22 protein-coding genes and 1 riboswitch are annotated in these 19,979 nt (G+C 37.5%); of the genes, 17 read left to right on the top strand and 5 right to left on the bottom strand.

Annotated features, from left to right (window positions below; all coding sequences use genetic code 11):
- Nucleotides 1-20: 20 nt before the first annotated feature.
- Nucleotides 21-1,040 carry a YeiH family protein gene (locus tag ACFOUV_RS08770; protein WP_379496381.1) on the bottom strand — a complete coding sequence of 340 codons (1,020 nt, stop codon included), beginning with the start codon at nt 1,038-1,040 and terminating at the stop codon, nt 21-23.
- Nucleotides 1,041-1,205: 165 nt separating this feature from the next.
- On the opposite strand from ACFOUV_RS08770, the gene ACFOUV_RS08765 reads away from it, so the two are divergent.
- From ACFOUV_RS08765 to ACFOUV_RS08745, 5 genes are all read left to right on the top strand, one after another.
- A complete protein-coding gene (locus tag ACFOUV_RS08765; protein ID WP_379496380.1) occupies nt 1,206-2,084 on the top strand; it encodes a LysR family transcriptional regulator in 879 nt (292 codons plus the stop codon).
- 78 nt (nt 2,085-2,162) lie between these two features.
- Entirely contained in the window at nt 2,163-2,345 is a 183-nt protein-coding gene (locus ACFOUV_RS08760) for a cold-shock protein (protein WP_379496379.1), read from the top strand.
- Nucleotides 2,346-2,624: 279 nt separating this feature from the next.
- Nucleotides 2,625-4,145 carry an aldehyde dehydrogenase gene (adh, locus tag ACFOUV_RS08755; protein ID WP_379496378.1) on the top strand — a complete coding sequence of 507 codons (1,521 nt, stop codon included), beginning with the start codon at nt 2,625-2,627 and terminating at the stop codon, nt 4,143-4,145.
- Nucleotides 4,146-4,218: 73 nt separating this feature from the next.
- A complete protein-coding gene (locus tag ACFOUV_RS08750) occupies nt 4,219-4,584 on the top strand; it encodes a DUF779 domain-containing protein (protein ID WP_379496377.1) in 366 nt (121 codons plus the stop codon).
- Between the two features lie 160 nt (nt 4,585-4,744).
- On the top strand, nt 4,745-5,188 hold the full coding sequence (locus ACFOUV_RS08745; protein ID WP_379496376.1) for an IDEAL domain-containing protein: 444 nt from the start codon (nt 4,745-4,747) through the stop codon (nt 5,186-5,188).
- A gap of 52 nt (nt 5,189-5,240) precedes the next feature.
- Here ACFOUV_RS08745 and ACFOUV_RS08740 read toward each other — a convergent pair whose 3' ends face one another.
- From ACFOUV_RS08740 to ACFOUV_RS08730, 3 genes are all read right to left on the bottom strand, one after another.
- Nucleotides 5,241-7,259 carry a penicillin-binding transpeptidase domain-containing protein gene (locus ACFOUV_RS08740; RefSeq protein ID WP_379496375.1) on the bottom strand — a complete coding sequence of 673 codons (2,019 nt, stop codon included), beginning with the start codon at nt 7,257-7,259 and terminating at the stop codon, nt 5,241-5,243.
- A gap of 122 nt (nt 7,260-7,381) precedes the next feature.
- On the bottom strand, nt 7,382-8,326 hold the full coding sequence (locus tag ACFOUV_RS08735) for an LCP family glycopolymer transferase (RefSeq protein WP_379496374.1): 945 nt from the start codon (nt 8,324-8,326) through the stop codon (nt 7,382-7,384).
- 147 nt (nt 8,327-8,473) lie between these two features.
- Entirely contained in the window at nt 8,474-9,076 is a 603-nt protein-coding gene (locus ACFOUV_RS08730; protein WP_379496373.1) for a class D sortase, read from the bottom strand.
- A 518-nt stretch (nt 9,077-9,594) separates the two neighbouring features.
- On the opposite strand from ACFOUV_RS08730, the gene ACFOUV_RS08725 reads away from it, so the two are divergent.
- From ACFOUV_RS08725 to ACFOUV_RS08685, 9 genes are all read left to right on the top strand, one after another.
- Nucleotides 9,595-10,182 (top strand): TasA family protein, encoded by a 588-nt coding sequence (locus tag ACFOUV_RS08725; protein WP_379496372.1) that lies wholly within the window; start codon nt 9,595-9,597, stop codon nt 10,180-10,182.
- A 109-nt stretch (nt 10,183-10,291) separates the two neighbouring features.
- Nucleotides 10,292-10,858 carry a TasA family protein gene (locus ACFOUV_RS08720; RefSeq protein WP_379496371.1) on the top strand — a complete coding sequence of 189 codons (567 nt, stop codon included), beginning with the start codon at nt 10,292-10,294 and terminating at the stop codon, nt 10,856-10,858.
- A gap of 207 nt (nt 10,859-11,065) precedes the next feature.
- The gene (tapA, locus tag ACFOUV_RS08715) at nt 11,066-11,947 is read left to right on the top strand and encodes an amyloid fiber anchoring/assembly protein TapA (RefSeq protein ID WP_379496370.1); all 882 of its coding nucleotides are present in this window, start codon (nt 11,066-11,068) and stop codon (nt 11,945-11,947) included.
- Nucleotides 11,944-12,531 carry a signal peptidase I SipW gene (gene sipW, locus ACFOUV_RS08710; RefSeq protein ID WP_379496369.1) on the top strand — a complete coding sequence of 196 codons (588 nt, stop codon included), beginning with the start codon at nt 11,944-11,946 and terminating at the stop codon, nt 12,529-12,531. Before tapA ends, sipW begins: the two co-directional genes overlap by 4 nt.
- 16 nt (nt 12,532-12,547) lie before the next feature.
- The gene (locus tag ACFOUV_RS08705; protein ID WP_379496368.1) at nt 12,548-13,189 is read left to right on the top strand and encodes a TasA family protein; all 642 of its coding nucleotides are present in this window, start codon (nt 12,548-12,550) and stop codon (nt 13,187-13,189) included.
- Between the two features lie 171 nt (nt 13,190-13,360).
- Nucleotides 13,361-13,444, top strand: a riboswitch (cyclic di-GMP riboswitch).
- Nucleotides 13,445-13,594: an anti-repressor SinI family protein gene (locus tag ACFOUV_RS08700; protein ID WP_379496367.1), complete on the top strand. Its 150-nt coding sequence runs from the start codon at nt 13,445-13,447 to the stop codon at nt 13,592-13,594. It abuts the riboswitch before it with no gap.
- A gap of 79 nt (nt 13,595-13,673) precedes the next feature.
- Entirely contained in the window at nt 13,674-14,003 is a 330-nt protein-coding gene (locus ACFOUV_RS08695; protein ID WP_379496366.1) for a helix-turn-helix domain-containing protein, read from the top strand.
- Between the two features lie 180 nt (nt 14,004-14,183).
- Complete coding sequence (locus ACFOUV_RS08690) at nt 14,184-14,684, top strand: VanZ family protein (protein WP_379496365.1); 501 nt, start codon at nt 14,184-14,186, stop codon at nt 14,682-14,684.
- A 145-nt stretch (nt 14,685-14,829) separates the two neighbouring features.
- Nucleotides 14,830-14,988, top strand: a complete 159-nt coding sequence (locus ACFOUV_RS08685) for a hypothetical protein (RefSeq protein ID WP_379496364.1) — start codon at nt 14,830-14,832, stop codon at nt 14,986-14,988.
- Nucleotides 14,989-15,028: 40 nt separating this feature from the next.
- Here the strand turns inward: ACFOUV_RS08685 and ACFOUV_RS08680 are convergent, their stop codons facing one another.
- The gene (locus ACFOUV_RS08680) at nt 15,029-15,679 is read right to left on the bottom strand and encodes a YigZ family protein (RefSeq protein WP_379496363.1); all 651 of its coding nucleotides are present in this window, start codon (nt 15,677-15,679) and stop codon (nt 15,029-15,031) included.
- Between the two features lie 174 nt (nt 15,680-15,853).
- Between ACFOUV_RS08680 and ACFOUV_RS08675 the strand changes: the two genes are divergently transcribed.
- From ACFOUV_RS08675 to ACFOUV_RS08665, 3 genes are all read left to right on the top strand, one after another.
- Nucleotides 15,854-16,993 carry a sensor histidine kinase gene (locus tag ACFOUV_RS08675; protein WP_379496362.1) on the top strand — a complete coding sequence of 380 codons (1,140 nt, stop codon included), beginning with the start codon at nt 15,854-15,856 and terminating at the stop codon, nt 16,991-16,993.
- A gap of 112 nt (nt 16,994-17,105) precedes the next feature.
- Entirely contained in the window at nt 17,106-17,798 is a 693-nt protein-coding gene (locus ACFOUV_RS08670; RefSeq protein ID WP_379496361.1) for a response regulator, read from the top strand.
- A gap of 849 nt (nt 17,799-18,647) precedes the next feature.
- A complete protein-coding gene (locus ACFOUV_RS08665) occupies nt 18,648-19,490 on the top strand; it encodes a DegV family protein (protein WP_379496360.1) in 843 nt (280 codons plus the stop codon).
- The last annotated feature ends 489 nt before the right edge of the window (nt 19,491-19,979 follow it).

The raw sequence follows: 19,979 nt of genomic DNA, 5'->3' as shown, positions 1-19,979 counted from the left end.
CCTCGAAGACAATCATTCAATTAAATTCCAGCAATCGAGTACATCAAAATGGAAACAAGTACCGAAGCGATCAACATAGCAAACAGTGGACGCATTGCTTTGTTTTTAACATCCTTCAAGCTTACATTCAACCCAAGTCCGACCATGGCTGAAGTAAGGATGAATGTGGTAGCAAAACTGATAACACCCATGACATTATCTGTTACCGGAACTAGGTCTCCCAATACATAACTTCCAAATAAACTCATTGCAATAAATCCAAGCAAAAACATTGGAAATTTAACTTTCGTATTATCTGTCCCATCTACGGATTTACGGTTTTTAACCCAGAAAATTAAAACAAAACATAGGGGTACAAGAAGAAAAACACGTCCAAGCTTTGCCAGTAATGCTATTGCAAGTGCTTCTTCACCTGCTGGTTCTGCTGCGAGAGCAACATGCGCTAATTCGTGTAAGCTGAGACCTGACCATATCCCGTATTGGACATCTGAAATTGGCAGTAGCGGCAGTAAGAGTGCATAAATAATTGAAAATACCGTTCCGACAAGTGCAATAATACCAATACTTATTGCTGTATCTTCGTCTTTCGCTTTTACAATTGGCGCAATTGCAGCGATGGCCGCTGCACCACAAACCCCTGTGCCAACTCCGAGTAGTAATGCTATTTGGGCATTTCCTTTAAATAATTTTGCTAGATATATCGTTACGAGAATTGCGAAGATAATCGTTATCGTCCCTTTAAGTAGTAATCCAAGTCCATCTTGAAAAATGACATCCATATTTAATTTTAGCCCATATAAAATAATAGCAAAACGTAATAAATATTTAGATGAGAATTCAATTCCAATACGAAAAAATTCAGGATAGCCAGCTATTTGTCGATAGGTAATAGCGAGCATGATAGCACTAGCAAGTGGTCCAACACGATTAAAACCGGGTACCAATGATAGCAAGTATCCAAACAGGGCAAAAATAAATGTAAAACCGATTCCTAATAATAGCTTTCTCCAATAATTGGAGCCTTTCGTTAATGTGCTCATAGATAATCCTCACTTTCTAATTGTAATTTTAAGTATAAGTTCATTTTCAACATAAGAAAAATAAATTATTGTTATTAGTATGATAAGATATACTTATAAATAGAAAATGCAATATTATTCGACAAAATTCGGGGAGTGACAGGCACCTGGAAGGGGGAGTAGTTGGTGGATCAACATCTTGTTGTATTTAAAGAAGTGGCTGTACGGAAGAGTTTCTCCCGTACTGCTGAGGCTTTACATATGTCTCAGCCAGCAGTCAGTCAGTACATAGCATCCTTGGAAAAGGAACTCGGTGTACGGCTTCTGGAGAGAAGCAATAAATTTGTAGAGTTGAACAAAGCAGGAAAGATTGTTTATCAATATTCACAGCAAATCTTGCGCAGTTATGATCAAATGCAGATTCTTGTTTCGGATTTACAAAATGATCCAAGTGGGGAATTGAAGATTGGCGCAAGCTATACCATTGGGGAATACTTACTACCCAAACTGTTGGCGGAATTACAGGAGAGATACCCTCAGATTGTTCCCGAAGTTACGATCGGAAATACGGATGAAATTGGTTCGCAGCTTTTGCACCATGAAATAGATATTGGACTCATTGAAGGAAATTACTCGCATCAACAGTTTTCCGTTGAGCAGTTTTCAACAGATAAAATGTATATTATCGCAGCGAAAAGGCAACCATATAAAGTAGAAGAAGAAGTCTCCATAGAGGATTTGGAAAAAGAAACTTGGATTATTCGGGAGTCAGGTTCCGGGACACGTAAAGTGCTTGAAAATTTTTTCGAAAAGCACTGTCTTCATCCAAAACGCGTTTTAACATTTGGTAGTACACAGACAATTAAAGAAGGGGTTGAAGCCGGGTTAGGCATCAGCCTGCTTTCTGATTTAACATTTGCAAAAGAAATTCAATTGAATAAAGTTCAAAAGCTCATCATTGATGGGACACCAATTAAGCGCAAATTTTCCATTATTAAAAATCACCATGAGTTTCATCCAAAGGCATTGCAAGTATTTGAGGAACTTGTTAAACAGAAAATTTAATCTGTACCTAAGCATGCCCTTACATTGTTACCCGAAAAGGAGTATAATAAGAAGAGTAGAAGGAAAGGGGATGCTATTATGTCATTTTCTCGAGGACCAAAGGAACCGGTTCCTGAAGTGGAAACGAACGTATGGTCATGCACAAGCGACGATTGTCAAGGCTGGATGAGAGAAACATACAGTTTTAACGAGGAACCAGCGTGTCCACTATGTAAATCGACAATGGAACGAGAAGTTCGCGTTATTCCGGAGATGAAGTAGTAGGAAATAGTATCTCAAAATAAGCTGAAGCTAAAATTTGAAATCATAATACAATACTTGCTAGCTATAACGTTGGGTTACCAGCGTTTTTCTTATAGCTTCAGCTTGAGGAAATCCTTGATCAAAATAGATTGGTCAAGGATTTTTATTTTTTTACGTAATTATAATTATTGGAATAGTTAAACATATAATGTTATAATCTAGAAAGAGATAGTCCACAACATGTATTCTTTCATCACATAATTGTAATCGCTTACAATGTAGGGGAGGAATTAATGAATGAGGTATGCAAACCCAAACACAGAAGGGGCTCTAGTAAATTTTAAGGAAAAGTATGATAATTTTATCGGAGGAGAATATCAGTCCCCAATCAACGGTAAGTATTTCGAGAATGTCAGTCCGGTTACTGGAGAAGTTTTTTGTAAGGTTGCCAGATCGACGAAAGAAGATGTAGAAGCTGCCATTGATGCGGCACATGCAGCAAAAGATGAATGGGGAAAGACATCGGTTGCCCAACGATCAAATGTATTAAACAAAATAGCTAATCGTATAGAAGAAAATCTGGAAATGCTTGCAGTAGCAGAAACCTGGGATAATGGAAAAGCAGTCAGAGAGACACTTGCTGCGGATTTACCATTAGCTGTTGATCATTTCCGTTATTTTGCTGGAGTGATTCGAGCGCAGGAAGGCGGCGTCAGTCAAATTGATAATGATACAGTTGCCTACCATTTTCATGAACCACTAGGTGTCGTCGGACAAATTATTCCATGGAATTTTCCAATATTAATGGCGACATGGAAATTGGCTCCAGCATTGGCTGCTGGTAATTGTGTTGTGTTAAAACCTGCAGAACAAACACCAACATCCATTCATATTCTCATGGAATTGATCAAAGACCTGTTACCTCCTGGTGTACTTAATATTGTCAATGGATTTGGAGTGGAAGCTGGAAAGCCTTTAGCGTCCAACAGCCGTATTTCAAAAATTGCGTTTACTGGTGAGACGACAACCGGCCGTCTAATCATGCAATATGCATCGGAAAATATCATTCCTGTGACGTTGGAACTTGGTGGAAAGTCACCAAATATCTTTTTTAAAGATGTCATGGATGCAGACGACGGATTTTTAGATAAAGCAATCGAAGGTATGGTTATGTTTGCCTTGAATCAAGGGGAAGTTTGTACATGTCCATCCCGTGCAATCGTACATGAATCTATTTATGACAAGTTTATGGAAAGAGCAATCGAACGCGTAAAACAAATTAAAATTGGTCATCCACTCGACACGGAGACAATGATGGGTGCCCAGGCCTCCGAAGAGCAGATGGAAAAGATTAAATCCTATTTAGACATCGGAAAACAGGAAGGGGCAGAAGTATTAGTTGGAGGTAACGTAAACAAATTGGAGGGTGAACTCGGAGCAGGCTACTATGTGGAACCAACCATTTTTAAAGGAAACAATAAAATGCGCATTTTCCAAGAAGAAATTTTTGGCCCCGTCCTTTCTGTAACAACTTTTAAAGACGATGAGGAAGCATTGGAAATAGCCAATGATACGTTATATGGTTTAGGAGCAGGAATCTGGACGAGAAATATTAATACCGCATACCGTTTCGGTCGTGGAATTCAAGCTGGTCGTGTATGGACAAATTGCTATCATCAATATCCAGCTCACGCAGCTTTTGGCGGATACAAAAAGTCCGGTATTGGGCGTGAAAACCATTTAATGATGCTCAGCCACTATCAACAAACGAAGAATTTATTAATCAGTTATAGTGAAGGTGCTGCTGGATTGTTCTAGGGAAATAATAAATTTTCCATTCGACGCTAACCTAGCAATAATTCATTTGTACGAAAGGATGTGATTATTAATAATGGTTCACCGTGTTGTCGCTACAGAAGATGCGTTGCAACTGATAGAGAATTTGAAAGAAATGCATGGACCGCTTATGTTCCATCAATCGGGTGGCTGCTGTGATGGCAGCTCCCCAATGTGCTACCCCAGAGATGAGTTCCGTACAGGTGAATCGGATTTACTTCTTGGGAAAATAGGAGATACACCTTTTTATATTTCCAAAGATCAATATGAATATTGGAAACACACACAGCTTATCATTGACGCAGTGAAGGGGAGGGGCGGCATGTTTTCCCTCGAAGGTCCTGAAGGGAAACGATTTCTAACAAGATCCCGAGTATTTACTGAAATAGAGAAAGAAAAAATGAATCAGACATTAATTTAATCGTCATATATCGAAGGATAAGATGAAAATTGACGATTTCCCTACCAGAATGAAAGGCTTCTTCAAAACTTCTTCTTGTAATTCGCAGAAAATTCATGTAAAATAAATTAACTGAAAATTTAGATTGGTATTGCGTAAGAAAAATTGGGAGGTGGAATCGATGGTAACTGTTAAAATGCTAAAACCGTACTACGTTAAAACAGAAGATAAATATGTCCGTATTATTTTAGCGTATCAATATTTTTCGGTCATGATCAATAAAAAGGTATATCAATTCATTCCTGTTGAGGCCAATGAAATACGGATTAATCGAAAAACAAAGATGGTAGAAAATACCGATGCGGTCTTTGCTTTTCAAAATGGTAAAGACGTCGTAAATGTCCCGATGTCCAAACTCATCTCCATCCCTGATTTTCTAAAGCAATTGCATTCGATTGCTGAATCGTATTACCATAGCGATGCAAGCTTAAGTAAGACAGACCAAGAAAAAGCTACCCATCTATTTATTCATGAATTGGAAAGAGATAATATCAAAAGACTGATCGATATGGCACTTGATGCACGTGATGAAAATATGTTTCATTCGCTGGCGAAATTATTATAAAATAAAAATCTACTCCTGCAACGAAGAGGAGTAGATTTTTTTGCTTTGGAAACTATTTCATTTGTTTTAAGACATCCGTCACTTTTTGAACGGCAAGTCCGCTTTCTTTATCCTGTGTTTCTTCCACCATCATTGCAATTAGGATGTCCTGATCATCAGTTGGATAACCTACAAACCAGCCATTCTCAGCACCTGACTCACTATCCGAAAGCTTTAACTCTACCGTACTGGTTTTACCTGAAATAGGAAAGTCTGCATTCTGAGCTTTTTTCGCTGTACCTTCTGTGACCACTTTTCTTAAAGCTTCTTGAATTGCTTTTGCTTGTTCCGGTGTAATTAATCCTTCTTTCCATACTTGAGCTGTTTCTTCACTTGTTAGGAATGTAGGCATAATCATATTTCCTTCATTTAAGAATGTCGTGTAGGTTAATGCCACATGAAGTGCACTCATTTCCAATTCACCTTGGCCATAGCTAGAGTTTGCCAATAAAACTTCATCATCCAGATCACCACTTGTAGAAATGGTTGACATTGTGATTGGATATTCAAATGGTAAATCTTCACCAAATCCAAATTCGTTCAGACCACTTACATAGGCATCGGATCCCATTTCAACAGCTTTTCTTGCAAAAAAGATATTGTCTGAACGGATTAACGCATCTTCAAGGTCAACAGGACCATCTGAGGTAGAAACTCTTGTAACCTCATAATTCCCCCAGCCTTCACCATTGCTCCATGTTAAACCATCGATTTCTATTCCTTCACCAAGTTTAATGCTTCCATCTTTTAATCCAATTGCACCGGTGACAGGTTTAAAAACCGATCCTGGGGCATAGGTAGAAGCAAACCGGTTAATTAATGGGTTTTGCTCATCGTTCTCCATTCTTTCCCATAAATCTCCTGATGTACCATATAAAACTTCATTTGGGTCAAATGCAGGACTACTAACTAGTGCTAATGTCTCACCGGTTGTTGGATTAATTGCAGCAGCTGTTCCTGCATCTTCTTCATAGGATTTAAACAATTTTTCTTGAACATTAACATCAATGGTAACGGTTATTGTTTCACCGTCTTCCACAGGTGTTTCAGCAAGTATGATTTCATCTTGTTCTTCTTTGTTAATTGTAATTTTTACTCCTTTTTTTCCTTTAAGTTGCTCCTCATAATGTGCTTCAAGTCCACGTGAACCAATTTTATCATTCGCACTATATTGAGCAGGATCAAGGTCTTCCAGATCATCGGCAGTTATACTTCGGATATATCCAACCAGATGTCCTGCTGCTTCGCCAGCCGGGTAGACACGTCCGGTAGTTTCTCTGCGCTGAACGCCATCAATGGCACTTAACTCGGATAGAAGTTCCTCTTCAGTAGAAAGGACACTTTTGAGTGGTACAAATAAATTATCTTGGACCCAACCAGCATTAAGAGCCGTGTCGACAGATTCAGCACTGATACCGAGCAATTCCGCAATTTGTTTTTTTGACTGTTCAGCGTTATCTCCAAGCTCACCAGGGACAACGCCGACTTCAACAATTGTCCCATTGATTGCTAAAGGCATTTGGTTACGGTCAAGGATTTCTCCACGTTTTGGATTAACCGTATCAATACCAATTTCGCCGCCGTCTTTCAAATCAGGAAAGATAAATCCGGGATCCCAATTTACATACCAATTCATTTCCTCTTCTTCGTCTTCTTCACCTTGCTGGACAAGTGTTGCTTCATACTCATAAGTAATTGGTCCGGCGATCGTCTCCATATTAACGGTGAATGGAAGTTCTGCTGTACCTTCTTCCATTGCCATTTCAAGTTCTTCTTCGTTTAATTCTTCAAAATCTATTTGTAAATCAGAAACGTTCAGATCCTGATAAATTTTTTCGGTTCGTAATGTTGATTGATCTTCAGGATAGCTCTCTGTTGCTACTTGAGAAAACATGCCGTACATTTCTCCAAATTCCTGTTCATTCCAGTGGTTGACATAGTCATTAAAACGCTTATTCGGTGTGACCTCTTCATCATTGGAACATGCCACAAGAACAAGTGGAATTATAAATAATAATAATATTCGTTTCATAAATAATACCCCCAAATTTTTTCTATATATAGTATAACATCAACGATATACAAACATTTGTATATCGAACAGAAAAGCCACGCTGTTTTATGACACACAGGTGACTTTTCATTTTACCATTCCTAATTTGCTTCCATATGATCTTTTATCTCTGTATTGATACGGTTAAACTCAGAATCTGGAACGATATAATACCAAACACCATTAATGGTTTGTCCGGAACCGCTTATTTCCATTGTGGACACATCTTTGCGTGCTCCTGCGTAACCAGTGAACAAGGTTTGTATTTTTTTCATATCTAGGTTTGTTTGCACATTGTCACCTAAAATATTCAGTATCTCTCCAACTTTGGTAATGCTATTAAAACTTGCCGCTTCATTCATGGCAGCGGTAATTACTTTTCGTTGACGATCATTTCGACCCATGTCTCCACGTGGGTCTTCATAACGCATGCGGATAAAACTTAGTGCTTCTTCCCCATTCAACGTAATTTGCCCTTCAGGATAGGTGTTACCATCTTGTGAGAAGGCCAGGTCATTATTGATTGTAACGCCACCCAAAGCATCAATTCCTTGTTGGAAGCCTTCCATATTTACCCTTGCATACGTATGAATCGGAAGGTCAAATGCTTCTTCGACAGTTTGTACCGATAAATCAGTTCCACCAAAAGCATAGGCATGATTAATTTTATCTTGTCCACGCCCAGGTATATTTACATACGTATCACGTGGTATGCTCAACATAATCATCGATTCCGTATTTGGATTAACAGACAAAAGAATCATTGTATCAGATCGTCCCTTATCCCCGGAGCGTTCATCAACGCCAAGCAAAAGAATATTAACAGAATCGGTTTCTTTGAAAATATTCTGTATTTGTTTTTGTCTTTCGGGGTCTTCATCTCTTGCCAATGGATTGTGCATCGTTTCTACGGTAGCACCGACCTGATTCCAAACATAGAATGCAAATCCTCCAACAAGTAAAATTAATGCCAATACTATTCCGCCAACCCAATAAGGCCATTTGCGTTTTTTCTTATTTTGTTTCTTCTCTGCTCTTGATACCACTCGTATTCTCCTCTGTATTAATTATGACTTCCATTATAAGACTTTTTGACTAGTAGAAACTTGTAAAAAAATATCAAATCTTGGGTAAATTATATCTGAAATAGCGAATATAGTCTATGGAATTTAATGAAATAAGTTGGTTTTTGTTTATTTTTTGATGTCCGTTTTTACAGGCATAGCAGTAATAATATACCTGTCAGGTGCATTGCCTACGAAGGAAAAAGGATAACAAGTCGTAAGTGTCAACACTTCTTCATCATGAGGTACGATAATCGTACGGTCATCTGCATCAACAATCTTCGTTCCAGTAATTTCATAAGAAAACTCACCATACGATAATTTCATCGTTAAAATATCCCCGATTTCAAGTTCGCCCATTCTGCGAAAAACGGTATCACGATGTCCCGAAAGCACAATCTGTTCATTTTGAAGCGGATAAGCAGTCCCAGCATAGTGTCCGACGCCTTTTGCCAGTTCATCTTCATGTGTACCTTCTACGATAGGAAGATCGGATTCCAGTTTAGGGATATGGAGGAGACCGACTGTTTCACCGGTGTCAGGCGTAAAGTCCTCAGGAAGCTGGGAATGCTCAGCAACGATTTCGCTCATGTCGAGATTTTTATCATCCAGTAATGACTGTGCTTCAGCCATACTTTCTCTCTGCGCTTTCTCCGTTGTATACCACTGAAATCCACCATATGCAACGATTGCCAATCCAGCCGTAATTAACAAAAAAGATAACCATTTCATAGGACATGCTCCTCATGTTCTTGATAATAATAAGTATATTTTAAAAAACAAAAACAAGAAAGCGTAAATGAAGAAAAAGTATAAGATTCTTAAAAACAGCAGTGCCAAAGGGTTTTAGTGTTCTTTATATAGAAGTATAAATTATAAAATAATTGAAAATATAAGTAAACCAAAGTTATTGTGAGTTAAATAAAGTAAAGTGTTCTTTATAGCGCATAAATGGCTATTTTTGAGGTTTTTCATTCTAGGGAAAATAACCTATACTTCAATTAATCGTTCGTTATAACAAACAAAATTAATTAGTTATAAAGAACGGAACGCTATTAAGATGAGATACATAGGAAAGGAGGACTATCGCTGTGGCAAGTCTAGTTCGTTAATAAACTACTTCTATTGTACTGGAATAAATATCAACAGTACAGAGAAACTCGCACCATCATTTCCAACGCAGCGAAGATTTATGCAAAACAAGATTTCATGCATTACTAAAATTATAAATAAATTGGAGGAATTTAACAATGAGTATTAAGAAAAAATTAGGTATGGGTGTAGCAACAGCAGTATTAGGATTAGGATTAATCGGTGGAGGAACATTTGCTTATTTTAGTGATACAGAAGTTTCGAATAACACATTTGCTGCAGGAACTTTGGATCTAGCATTAAATCCAACTGAAATTATTAACGTAGAAAATATTAAGCCTGGTGACACAATGCTACGACCATTTACACTTACAAATAGTGGATCATTGCATATTAAAACAGTTGATCTATTAACAAATTATGGAGTAGTAGATGCTGAGAATGACAATAATGAAGACTTTGCGGAACATATTAATGTGAATTTCCTATTAAATGCAGATAAGGGTACACTCCCAATTTGGTCAACATCACTAGCCGAACTAAAGAATGCGAGTCCTGAATTAGTAGAAGAAAAATTCTGGTTAATATTTTGGGAACAAAGAGGTCTAGAACCGGGAACAAGTGATACCTTCTACGTTCAATTCGAGTTTGAGGATAATGGTGAAGACCAAAACGAATTCCAAGGGGATAGCTTAAACTTAGAATGGAAATTTGAAGCAATGCAAGATGAAGGTAAAGCAAAATAATAAAATAATTGGAGGAGATTATTCTCCTCCTACATAAGCATTATATAAAAAATACCATAATCGTAAATGAAATCTAGTTTAATAAGTAAAGCTATAGGAGGGAATCTTATTGAGCATAAAAAGGAGTTTAACCATCAGCTTCATTACTGCTGCACTAGGAATCAGTTTAGTCACGGGTGGGACATTTGCCTACTTTAGTGATACAGAGGAGGCAGGAAGTACCTTTGCAGCTGGACTGCTGGACCTGGGGATAAACAAAGAAACGATCATTAAAATCGATAATCTTGTACCAGGAGATACAGTCAGTGGGGATTTTGAACTTACGAATGATGGGACAGTTAACATGAAGGAAGTAAATTTATACTCGTCCTATGAAGTTATTGATAATGGTGAAAATAATGATGGTGATGATCTAGGTAATCATATACTTGTGGAGTTTGTACATCATGTGAGTGGTGAAGAAAATGTATTGTTCAAAAAAAAGCTTTCCGAATTAATGGATAACCCTACTAAGATTCTAGAAAATTTTAACTTGGAGAATAACACAAGGAAGTTCTCGGTTCGGTTTAGTTTTTTGAACAGTGAAGGTACTCAAAATCATTTTCAAGAAGATTCCTTAGAATTGACATGGAAATTTGAAGCAATTCAACGAGATGGTAAAGAGAACTCTCAATAAATTATTAAATACTTGTTTAATAGTTCTGCACCTCTAGGTGTATTAAATAAATTTCCTGAGAAGTATGCGAAACTAACTAAGTGCAGAGGGAGATTACTTATAATCCTTCTCCTTCTGTATTTATACTTATTCCAAAGTATACAACATGAAGTTCTATGCTTTTGAATAAGTATAAAAATGGAGACATTTTGAAGGGCGGAGATAGACTTGAGAAGTAGCCGTTTCAATAAATTCAAACAAAAAAATCGATCGTTTTTACTGTTTTTAAAAACTTCAGTCATTTGGTATATTTTAATTTTTTTGATTGGTTATTTAACTTCAGATACGGCAGCACAATTTACTGCGTATCAGGAATCATCAGGAGAGGTGACAGTGGGGAAATGGGAAAGTCCTGACGAGGAAAGCATTTTGCGCTTTATAACTAAAGGAAACAAAAATATACAAGCCTGTGAATCTGTAATTATTGCTACAGAATTGAAAAATGATGGTCCAGGAGATTTGAAAGAAAACGGTTCATTTGAATTGTATTATATCGAAAACGGAAATCCTGAAAAACATGGAGAAAAGCTAGCTCTAAGTGAAGATGAAGGAATAATAAAACCGATTAAAAAGGGAGAAACAGCCCCCCTTACGTATGAAGCGAGTAAACCAGGCGTCTATGTTTTTTCAACAAAAGAGAACCCAGGTGATTCTGACAGCAAAACTATTTGGAGTAAGTGGACAATTGTAAACTGTCCTTCGTCGAATAATATTGATGAAAAGCAGAACAACAAGAATACTAATTCAGTACCTAGTGAAGCCGAAGAGTCAGAAATACAAGAAAAAGAAACGGAAGGTAGCAGCGAAGAACAAGTGGAATCAAAAGATATAAATGAATCTACTGAAACAAAGATGGATGAAAAAGGAAGTGTAGAAGAAAACACGACGGAGATGGATGAAAAAGAAAATGTTGAAAATAACAAGACAGAGATGAAAGAAAAGGAAGAAGAAATTGAGGCACCAGTCGAAAGTGTTGAGCCAATTATTGCAGAAGAAGAGAATGAAAAAGAAGCAAATATGACAAATGAACAGGACGGTGGAGAAGAATGAAAATAAGGAAGGTCTCAAAGTGGGCAAATCAAATCGTTACAAGTATTCTTATGATTCTATTGATAGGTGTAGCTACTATTGTACTATCAACCAAATTTACAGGTGGTGATCCAGAAGTACTTGGATATCAATTGAAGACGGTGCTTTCTGGATCAATGGAACCTGGTATCCAAACCGGTTCAATCATTGCGGTACAGTCACTTACAGAGGAAGAAAAAGGTAGTTTTGGAAAAGGCGATGTGATCACGTTTATGGAAGAGGACAACAAGTTAATTACTCATAGAATTACAGAGGTAACCACGACAGAGAATGGCGTTCTTTATACAACAAAAGGGGACAATAATAATGCAGCGGATAGAAACCCTGTTCTTGCGGAAAATGTTGTTGGGGTATATAACGGATTCACAATCCCATACATGGGCTATTTAATTAATTTTTCGCAATCTCCAAATGGAGGCATACTATTTATGATTGTTCCTGGATTTCTCATGTTAGCCTACTCAGGGATCACAATATGGAAAACGATAAGACAACTCGATGAAAAAGATAAAGTAGCAGATCTAAATAAGCATCATGTCAGTTAAGCGAGGAAGGTGGCTCATGATAATCAGGGGAATTACAATGTTACTCCTATTTGGAATTACTATTATTCATATGGGTATCGCAACGCAATCCACTGTTTCGGCCGAAGGAGAAATCACAATTGATATTTTACCGGAGGAAATTTTATTTAATATCGATAATATGAAACCTGGTGATTGGGCCCCAAGGTCTGTCGTTATTCAAAACAATGGGATACTAGATTTTGCATATGATGTTTCGGCCAAGCCTTCTGGTGATACTTTAAAACTATATAACGAATTATTGCTGGAAATTAGGGATTCAAAGGATTTGTTATACAATGGAAAACTAAAGGACTTTCAGGTATTATCACCTCGAACCCTGAAAAGCTCTAGTGAAGAAACTCTGGATTTCACAATTCGATTTCCTGAACATCTTGGTAATGACTTCCAAGGACTGAATGCTAAATTTTCATTATTTTTTACAGCAGAAGGAGAAAATAACGAAAGAGATGAGCAATTTATCGCTGGTGCTATTAGTAGTGGAGGTGGTTCAATTGGTGATGGATCCCCACTTCCTAATACGGCAACAACGATATTTAATTTCCTAGTTATCGGTATAATACTCCTCATGGCTGGGATTGGCCTAATGCTTTATCGAAAAAAGAAAATAGCATCGTAATATTTTTTTCTGGGAAGTAGCATATAAAGAATAATAAAGATGTGTACAAAAAGTAGAAAATAACCGATTTATTAGATTGAAAACCCTACAAAACTAGTGCCCATATGACAAAACAAGTCACACAATTATTGTAAACTTTATAGTATGATAGTCTTAGGAATTAACAAAATCCTCAGAAAAGGGCAAACTTATTGAAAGGTAAGGGCGCAAAGTCACGGGTCTAAAGCATTATGCTAAGATGGCTGGATTGTCTGGATGAATAATGGGGGATGGATGGTGGAAAAGATTATTGAAAAAGTAGCAGTTGATGAGGAATGGGTAGTCTTAATAAAGCATGCAAAGAAAATAGGGATTTCAATGGACGAGATTCGCCAATTTTTAAACGACACAGGACATAAGGCGTAATTTTTATGAAAAAGTGTACTTTATATAGAACTACTTACTGCAAATATGGTATAATGCGCAGTGAAAGTAGGTGAGGAACTTGATCGGTGAAACGATAAAGAAATTACGCCAGGAAAAACGAATGTCCATCTCTGAATTAGCTGAAAAAGCGGGGGTAGCAAAATCATATCTTAGTTCGATTGAGCGAAACCTTCAATCTAATCCATCGATCCAGTTTATTGAAAAGATCAGTACTGTATTAGGTGTATCCGTAAATGATGTAATTAATGAAAATGAATCTATAGATACAGAAGAACTTGATAATGAATGGATGCAAATTGTACAGGAAGCAATGCAGTCCGGAGTATCGAAAGAACAATTTAAGGAATACTTGGAATTTAATAAATGGAAACAAAAACAAGATAATTAAGAGAAGAACCGTCAAGCCAACTGCTTAACGGTTTTTTTATGTTTCGATTCCCATTTTTATAAATATATCCTGTAGATGAAATTAATAGATGAAACTAATTGGATTAACAGATATACTATATAATAGTCTGGTTATCGTTCAGGAAATTTTATTTTTCAGATGAAAGTTTGGTTGTTAACGATGAAAAAATATTTATATTGGTTGTTGCCGTTTGGCTGGATGGGTATTATTTTCTATTCTTCAGCTACACCATATGAGCAGCAGGATATTAAACCCTTGATGGGAAGTCTGATCGATTTCAGTTTGCTAGAGCCCTTTGTTGGCTGGATTTCTTTCAATTATAATCATTCCTTGGTAAATGTTGATGTGCTTGGGATTAATGGATTTATCGAATTTTTTATTCGTAAAGGTGCACATGTTACGGTCTTCTTTTTGTTAGTTTGTTTTCTCTATATCGCTTTTAGAAAATCTACTGACTTTAGAATAGAAATACGATTAATATTTTCTTTTCTGCTGACAGTTATATATGCGGTTTTAGATGAGCTACACCAGGGAATGACACCCAATAGAACCCCATATGCCGGCGATGTCATGTTGGATAGTGTTGGAGGTTTACTAGCTGTTTTTTGTATCATTATGATAAATGGCTTTGGTAAAAGGAGAAACAGCGCCCATAAATGACAGCTTTTGTCGTATAGGTATGGTGAGGAAATAAATTGTTTCTTGTTTCGACATAGTTCGACAAACATTTACCAAAAACTATGATACAGTTCTTTTTAATTGCAATGTTAGTAACTTGGATTACGAACGAAAAGGCGGTAAGAGAATGATAGAGCAGGAAAAATATAAAAATATGCTGCGACGAATGATTGATGAAACCGAAAAGCAAAATATTCATAGTTCGGAAGAGTTGATCAAGATGCTGATTAATGAGTTGTCGAGCAGTAAGCGTTTGGAAAAGTATGCACAATATATGACAAAATAAAACTGCATTCCATAGGATGCAGTTTTATTTTGTCATTTTTCTACATTTTGTCGGTCGAAGTAACGTCGATTTCAATATATTTAGATTCGATTCTTTTAATACCTGCCTGATCATTTGTCAAGTCTACCATCCACCCCTGAAAAGCGTCGTCCTGATCATCTTTTACAAAAACGATAAACTCAACACTTTCCAAATAGTTAATTGTTTCCAAAAGATGATCTGAATTTCTTAGTACGTTTTCCAATTTACCTAGAAGGCTGTAATCCACCGTTATGGAGAAACCTTTCATAAGCTGCCTTTTTACAATACCTGTCGTTTTAATAGCTTGAGAAGTCGTACTTCCATAAGCACGAATCAGTCCACCAGCACCGAGCTTAATTCCACCAAAATACCTTGTTACAACGACTGCGGTATCCTTTAAATGCTGTTTCTTAAGCACTTCGAGCATCGGCACCCCAGCAGTACCGGTTGGTTCGCCGTCATCATTTGCTTTTTGAATTTGATCATTTTCCCCAATGATATAGGCAGAGCAATTGTGGTTAGCATCATGATGTTTTTTCTTTATTTCCTGAATAAATATTTGTGCTTCCTCTTCGCTTTTCACCCGCTTAATATAGCCGATAAATCTGGATTTCTGAATAATAATCTGGTCGTTTCCTTCTTTTTTTACGGTATAATAGTTTTTCAACATCTTGATTTTCTCACCTCGAACGCACATTATAGTATATAGGTATCGTTAATTTCATATAAAGAGAAGTTGTTAAAAATATAGCTAATTGGGAAAATATTTCCTCTATATAGGGAAAAGACCCTAAAAAAATGAAATGTCTATACGTATAACTATAACATAGGTTGGTGGAAAAATATGGCGGTAAAGATAAGCGAAAAGGCTTTGGACCACGTCATCGACGAAATGATTGAAGTCGTTGAAAATAGTAAGGACGAAATTTTCAATATTAGTGAAGAGGCTCGTAAAGAACATGAGCATCTTGTTTTTGAGCTAAAAGAAACGAAGGAGAAAGTACTTCGGCATATTGAAAATGGAGATCAGTTAGAAGAAAAAGTCCGCTTTTCACGACAGCGATTAGCCGAAGTAAGTAAATACTTTGAACGATATTCCGAGGCGGATATACGAGAGGTCTATGAAAATACACATCTTATGCAAACAAATTTAGCTATGCTTCGCCAGGAAGAAAAAGTATTGCGTGATAAACGGGATGAATTGGAAAGAAGATTAATCACCTTATCTCAAACCATCAATCGGGCTGAAGGATTGGCTGGAAAAATTTCAGTAATTCTTACTTACTTGCAGGATGATTTCCGGCAAGTTAACGAAATGATAGAAAATGCAAAAGAGAAACAGGAATTTGGTCTGAAAATTATTGAAGCACAAGAGGATGAACGCAGAAAGATATCGAGGGAAATACATGATGGGCCGGCACAAATGCTTGCCAATATTTTATTGCGTTCCGAACTTATGGAACGAACAGTAAAAAGTGGTTCGGTTGATCAGGCAATAGCTGAAATAAGAAGTGTAAGAGAAATGGTTCGTTCTTCCTTGTATGAAGTGAGAAGAATTATTTATGACCTTAGACCGATGGCATTGGATGATCTGGGACTTGTACCAACAATCAAAAAATATGTGGATAATATCTCGGATTATAATAAAATCACGATTGATTTCACTGTTTTTGGAGAAGAAAGGCGTCTCAATCAAAAATATGAAATAGCCTTTTTCCGTCTCATGCAAGAATCGATTCAAAATGCAATTAAGCATAGTGCAGCAAGTTTGATTCAAGTTAAACTGGAAATACGTAGAGATAGCTTGACGATGCTCATTAAGGATAACGGAAAAGGCTTCGATCTGAGTGTGAAAAGAGATAAATCATTTGGATTAATAGGTATGAGAGAACGAGTCGAAATGCTTGAAGGCCAACTGAATATACAATCTGCTATTGGCAAAGGAACAATAATTACCATAAAAGTTCCTTATTCAACGCCTTAAGTATATAATGGTTTATAAGAATACTAAATAAAAAATAGAGAGAAACATATATCTGTCATATAAATGTTAATAGGCATTACTAAGTAATCGAATGCGGGAGGAAGATGAATAAATGAATACAGAGAAAGAAATTCGAATTGTGTTAATAGATGATCATAAGTTATTTCGTGAAGGGGTAAAACGCATTCTAGAATTTGAACCGTCCTTTAACGTAGTTGCTGAGGGAGATGACGGGTCTGTTGCATCTAAACTGGTAAAAGAAAATAACCCTGATGTTGTATTAATGGATATTAATATGCCCGAGATTAACGGTGTTCAGGCGACTGCTGACTTAGTCCGATATTTTCCAAACTCAAAAGTAATTATTCTCTCCATTCATGATGATGAAAGCTATGTGACACATGCACTAAAAACGGGAGCGCAAGGGTACTTGCTTAAAGAAATGGATTCGGATTCCTTGATTGAAGCAATAAAAGTAGTCAGTGACGGCGGATCCTATCTCCATCCAAAGGTAACACATAACCTTGTGAAGGAATATCGTCGCCTTGCGAAGGAAAATTCTTCAAGTATTGCGGATAAAGGTATTGAATACCGTAAACCACTACACTTGCTTACGAAACGTGAGTGTCAGGTATTGCAGCTGTTGGCGGATGGGAAAAGTAATCGTGCCGTAGCAGAAACCTTATATATTAGTGAAAAAACAGTTAAAAACCATGTAAGTAATATTTTACAGAAAATGAACGTAAATGATCGTACACAGGCGGTTGTTTCGGCAATTCGCAAAGGCTGGGTAGAAGTAATTTAACTTCCTTTACATTGGCTTAAGAAAAAATACCTTGGTGTTTATGCACCAGGGTATTTTTCTATGTGCAGGTTATTTATCTTAATTACTCTAATTTCGCACCAAAAAAATAAGTCCAAACATTTGACAGGGTTAAACTTAAACTAATGCTTCTTTTTAATCATCGCAGAGTTTATATAAACTCCGAAGTAACTGCTGGTTGTTTCTAATAGTATGTAGAAGCTTCGGCGACCGCTCTGGGAAATATACTTCGCTTTCCACGGGCGGCTGGTGAGCCCCTTCATGCTAACGCATTTCAGGGTCTCACCTATGCCTCTCTTCCCGTTGGAGTCTCCGTATATTTCCCAGAGCTAGTTAGACTTACCTTGAAATTATTACACTTGCGGATAGCTAACAGAGCATACAACTTCACCAGTCCGGGTGAGCGGCGGGCGGTGACTCCTGCGGGAAAAGCACGTGTCCGAAGACCAGAAGAGTGGTTTTCTCTTCGGGGCTGAGGCCGTGCCCGCGGAAAGCATCCGCCCAGAGCGATCCCGGACGGCAGCAATAGCACATATGTTAGAATATCAACCAGAAGTTAGTTCGCATTTTATCTCAAATGCGAACTAGTATAAGTAACAAATGAACGAATAACCCCTTGAAGTCTAAGTAAGTGTAACCGGACTGCTTAGAGCAAAAATCTAATTCAAATTTAACTTGATCAGTGTATCTCCAACCCTCCTATTTCTACTAAGGCTTATTAGTCAATTTCAATCTGCGAAAATTGAGTTAATTACAGGTGATTTTTTTCTATCTTTCGTGTAAAATAAAATGCATATATCGTTCAATTTGGAATAGAGGAGAAGGTAATAAATGAAGCTTGCTGTAATGACAGATAGCACAGCATATATCCCCGCTGATATAAGGGACAGGCACAATATACATATGATTCCGCTCAACGTTATTTTTAAAGATAACTCCTATGAGGAAGAAATAGATATCACAGCAGAACAGTTCTATGAAAAAGTAAGAGAATCAAAAGAACTACCTACTACTTCACAGCCATCCATTGGTTATATAACAACCAAGTTGGAAGAGCTTGCAAAGGTTTATGATGCGGTAATATCTATTCACTTATCAAGTGGCATTAGTGGAACGTATCAGACAGTTATAACAGCAGGCGAGTTAGTTGAAGGTATTGATGTTTATGCCTACGATTCGGAAGCGAGTTGTATGGTTCAAGGCTTTTATGCACTGGAAGCTGCTAACATGGCTCAAAAAGGAAAAACAGCTGAAGAAGTTCTGGAGCGGTTGGATGAGATGAAGAATAGTATGAAGGCTTACTTTATGGTAGACGATCTTACCAACCTGCAGCGTGGAGGACGTTTAAGTGGAGCACAAGCACTTGTTGGCAGTCTTTTGCAAGTGAAACCTATCCTTTATTTTTCGGAAAAATTTATTGTTCCATTTGAAAAAATACGAACTCGTAAAAAAGCGATTAATCGGATTATCGGAATGCTTGAAACAGATGCAGAAAAAGGAAAAGATCTGCAAGTTGTATTCATTCACGGTAATGATGAAACATCAGCTAGTGAGCTTCGAGATGATTTTGTGAAAAAATACCCAACGATGCACACCTCCATCAGCTACTTTGGACCAGTTATTGGCACCCATCTCGGCGAGGGATCCATCGGTGTTGGGTGGTATGTAAAATAGAGTGTCTTTTTTGTAGTTACTCAACTTTCGCACCAATAAAATATGTTCAAACATTACTGGGTTAAACTTAGAATGTTTCTAATAATCTCCTTGCTAAACTGGGTAAAAATATGGCTGTTTTCATAGTGTTTATTTTTTTAATAGTCGCAGAGTTGAGATAAACTACGACGTAAGATCTACTTCGGCGACCGCTCAGGGAAATACACTACGCTTTCCACGGGCGGCTGGTGGGCCCCTTCATGCTAACGCATTTCAGTGTCTCACCTATGCCTCTCTTCCCGTAGGAGTCTCCGTATATTTCCCCGAGCTGGTTAGAAGGTTGCTGACAATGACAATGACAATGACTACACTTGCTAATCGCTAAAATAGCATCCTACAGCTTCGCCAGTCCGGGTGAGCGGCGGGCGGTGACTCCTGCGGGAAAAGCACGTGTCCGAAGACCAGAAGAGCGGTTTTCTCTTCGGGGCTGAGGCCGTGCCCGCGGAAAGC

Origin of the sequence: Oceanobacillus longus, from assembly GCF_042650085.1 — a bacterium.
In the GTDB taxonomy this organism is placed as follows: Bacteria; Bacillota; Bacilli; order Bacillales; family Amphibacillaceae; genus Oceanobacillus; species Oceanobacillus longus.
This window is presented reverse-complemented; position numbering and strand designations above follow the sequence as displayed.

Excerpts from the sequence above, each read along its gene's own strand:
- ACFOUV_RS08770 (WP_379496381.1), bottom strand. The coding sequence starts at position 1,040 with ATGAGCACATTAACGAAAGGCTCCAATTATTGGAGAAAGCTATTATTA.
- ACFOUV_RS08760 (WP_379496379.1), top strand. The coding sequence starts at position 2,163 with ATGTCATTTTCTCGAGGACCAAAGGAACCGGTTCCTGAAGTGGAAACG.
- adh (WP_379496378.1), top strand. The coding sequence starts at position 2,625 with ATGAGGTATGCAAACCCAAACACAGAAGGGGCTCTAGTAAATTTTAAG.
- ACFOUV_RS08750 (WP_379496377.1), top strand. The coding sequence starts at position 4,219 with ATGGTTCACCGTGTTGTCGCTACAGAAGATGCGTTGCAACTGATAGAG.
- ACFOUV_RS08745 (WP_379496376.1), top strand. The coding sequence starts at position 4,745 with ATGGTAACTGTTAAAATGCTAAAACCGTACTACGTTAAAACAGAAGAT.
- ACFOUV_RS08740 (WP_379496375.1), bottom strand. The coding sequence starts at position 7,259 with ATGAAACGAATATTATTATTATTTATAATTCCACTTGTTCTTGTGGCA.
- ACFOUV_RS08730 (WP_379496373.1), bottom strand. The coding sequence starts at position 9,076 with ATGAAATGGTTATCTTTTTTGTTAATTACGGCTGGATTGGCAATCGTT.
- ACFOUV_RS08725 (WP_379496372.1), top strand. The coding sequence starts at position 9,595 with ATGAGTATTAAGAAAAAATTAGGTATGGGTGTAGCAACAGCAGTATTA.
- sipW (WP_379496369.1), top strand. The coding sequence starts at position 11,944 with ATGAAAATAAGGAAGGTCTCAAAGTGGGCAAATCAAATCGTTACAAGT.
- ACFOUV_RS08705 (WP_379496368.1), top strand. The coding sequence starts at position 12,548 with ATGATAATCAGGGGAATTACAATGTTACTCCTATTTGGAATTACTATT.
- ACFOUV_RS08700 (WP_379496367.1), top strand. The coding sequence starts at position 13,445 with ATGAATAATGGGGGATGGATGGTGGAAAAGATTATTGAAAAAGTAGCA.
- ACFOUV_RS08690 (WP_379496365.1), top strand. The coding sequence starts at position 14,184 with ATGAAAAAATATTTATATTGGTTGTTGCCGTTTGGCTGGATGGGTATT.
- ACFOUV_RS08685 (WP_379496364.1), top strand. The coding sequence starts at position 14,830 with ATGATAGAGCAGGAAAAATATAAAAATATGCTGCGACGAATGATTGAT.
- ACFOUV_RS08680 (WP_379496363.1), bottom strand. The coding sequence starts at position 15,679 with ATGTTGAAAAACTATTATACCGTAAAAAAAGAAGGAAACGACCAGATT.
- ACFOUV_RS08675 (WP_379496362.1), top strand. The coding sequence starts at position 15,854 with ATGGCGGTAAAGATAAGCGAAAAGGCTTTGGACCACGTCATCGACGAA.
- ACFOUV_RS08670 (WP_379496361.1), top strand. The coding sequence starts at position 17,106 with ATGAATACAGAGAAAGAAATTCGAATTGTGTTAATAGATGATCATAAG.
- ACFOUV_RS08665 (WP_379496360.1), top strand. The coding sequence starts at position 18,648 with ATGAAGCTTGCTGTAATGACAGATAGCACAGCATATATCCCCGCTGAT.